Source organism: Alphaproteobacteria bacterium (assembly GCA_019746225.1).
Taxonomy (GTDB): domain Bacteria; phylum Pseudomonadota; class Alphaproteobacteria; order Paracaedibacterales; family VGCI01; genus VGCI01.
On the sequence record JAIESE010000075.1, the window covers coordinates 1 to 2284 of the forward strand.

Below are 2284 nucleotides of genomic sequence, written 5' to 3' on the forward strand. Positions count from 1 at the left end.
GGAGCATTAACACATCCCATTTATCAATGTCGGCAGGTAAAAATAGATTCAGCGACTGCCCTTGACAAATATAAGGGGCACGATCTCCCGCAAGTTCAATGATCCACCGTTGATCGATTTCAAAGGCCGTTTTGAAGACATCTTTTTCCTCTTGAGAGAGACCGGTTAAATGCTGCACTGAGCCTTCATTTTCAAGAATCGATTGCCACGTCACGTCATTATTAAGCCCCTTAGTTTCCAATAACTTTTCCAAATGCCTGTTCTTGACGGCATAATTGCCCGAAAGGGTTTTATGATTATAGATATTGGCAGGAATGGGTTCAATACAAGCGCTTGTGCCGCCACAAATAATGCTGATGGAGGCAGTTGGAGCAATGGCAAGTTTATGACTAAAACGGGCTTTTATGGAACGATCAGCTGCGTCTAAGCAAGGGCCGCGTTCTTCTGCCAGTTGAACAGAAGCCGCATCAGCTTCACGTCTGATATGACGAAACATTTTCTTGTTCCAGGATTTCGCCATAGCACTCTCAAACGGAATGCCGCGAGATTGAAGGAACGAGTGAAAACCCATCAAACCTAAGCCCACAGAGCGCTCTCGCATGGCTGAATATTTTGCTCTTGCCATACCATCCGGTGCAGTATCAATAAATTCCTGCAGGACATTATCCAGAAAGCGCATCACGTCCTCAATAATGTAGGGATTATCATGCCATTCATCCCATGTTTCAGCATTGAGGGAAGATAAGCAGCAGACAGCTGTGCGGTCTTTTCCAAATTGGTCAGGACCTGTGGGTAGGAAAATCTCGCTACACAAGTTTGACATGCGTACTTTTAAACCTAACTCACGCTGATGCTTGGGCATGGCCTTATTAACCGTATCAATGTAAATAAGATAGGGCTCGCCAGTTTGCAGACGTATCTCCAGAATTTTTTGAAATAAGTTTCGGGCGTTAATGGTACGAATAATGGCGTTGGTCTTAGGACTGCGCAATCCAAATTCCTTATTATCACGGACAGCTTCCATAAATTCATCGGTGATGTTGATTCCGTGATGCAGATTCAGGCTTTTACGGTTGAAATCGCCAGAAGGTTTACGAACTTCTAAAAACTCTTCAATTTCAGGATGATGAATGTCTAGGTAGACGGCAGCAGAACCACGGCGCAGGGATCCTTGGCTGATGGCGAGGGTGAGAGAGTCCATCACACGAATAAAGGGAATAATTCCAGAAGTCTTTCCTGCCCGACCTATGGTTTCACCAATGCTGCGTACAAATCCCCAATAGGTTCCGACACCTCCACCATTTGACGCCAGTAATACGTTTTCGTTCCATGTGGAAACGATTCCATCCAAGCTGTCGGATACAGTGTTGAGAAAACAGGAAATAGGGAGACCTCTCTTGGCTCCTCCGTTGGAGAGAATAGGGGTAGAGGGCATAAACCACAGCTGGGAAATATAGTCATAAAGGCGCTGGGCATGGGCAACATCATCGGCATAGTTGCAGGCAACACGTGCAAACATATCCTGGTAACTTTCCCCTTTAAGGAGGTAACGATTATCTAGCGTTTCCTTACCAAATTGGATGAGGAGATCATCACGCTTACGATCAAGGCGAAGTTGCTCTTTCGTCGGTTTAGGTTTCGGCGCAGATTTTTCTACTGGAGGAGATTTTTTTTCTTGAGGATTAGGAAATTTTAAGAGAGTTCGGGTCGGATCAAAGTTGATCAAGTGCCCATTTCGGTCAAAATCGTATGCATGGTTCATAATTACACCCTCTATGGTTAGAGGGCAGGAGTCCTGAAAGCGAGAATACACGAGGTCTGCGTATCGACCGCCCTCATCGGTGCACCCCGCCCGACGTGTTTGCAGTAATTGTCCAAAGGTAGGTCTCCTGACTTACGGGTCGTTGCTGTTACAGATGGCCTTCCCAGGAGTAATCCCAGTGGTTTCTATATCTGCACAACTCACCGCTTACAGTTGCGGGGGCAGTTCCGGCATTGCATGATGCGCACCGGATTCCCTTTTCAGTATCGTCGTATTCTAGACGATACACCTTAAGACACTCCGATAATGTCCTTAATGAGAAGACGCTGTCAATAGGTTACGGTACACAAAACGCAATTGATTAATCACTTGCATTCTCCTTTTATCTCCTTTATGAAGAAGACAACTCTTTGCCGGCAGAGCCGGCTTGTGAGAGGCATTGGGCCTTTCATAATTAGCCATAAGGAGTCATAAGATGGCGTTATACGAAACCGTCTTCATCGCGCGTCAAGATCTTTCAGC

General features: G+C 45.9%; 1 protein-coding gene and 1 riboswitch. The gene reads right to left on the bottom strand.

Annotated elements, in window-relative coordinates; genetic code table 11:
* Window positions 1-1762, bottom strand: a 1762-nt coding sequence (locus tag K2Y18_10410; protein MBX9806140.1) for a ribonucleoside-diphosphate reductase subunit alpha, incomplete at its 3' end; no start/stop codon positions are given.
* Window positions 1763-1861: 99 nt separating this feature from the next.
* Window positions 1862-2070, bottom strand: a riboswitch (cobalamin riboswitch).
* Window positions 2071-2284 lie beyond the last annotated feature (214 nt).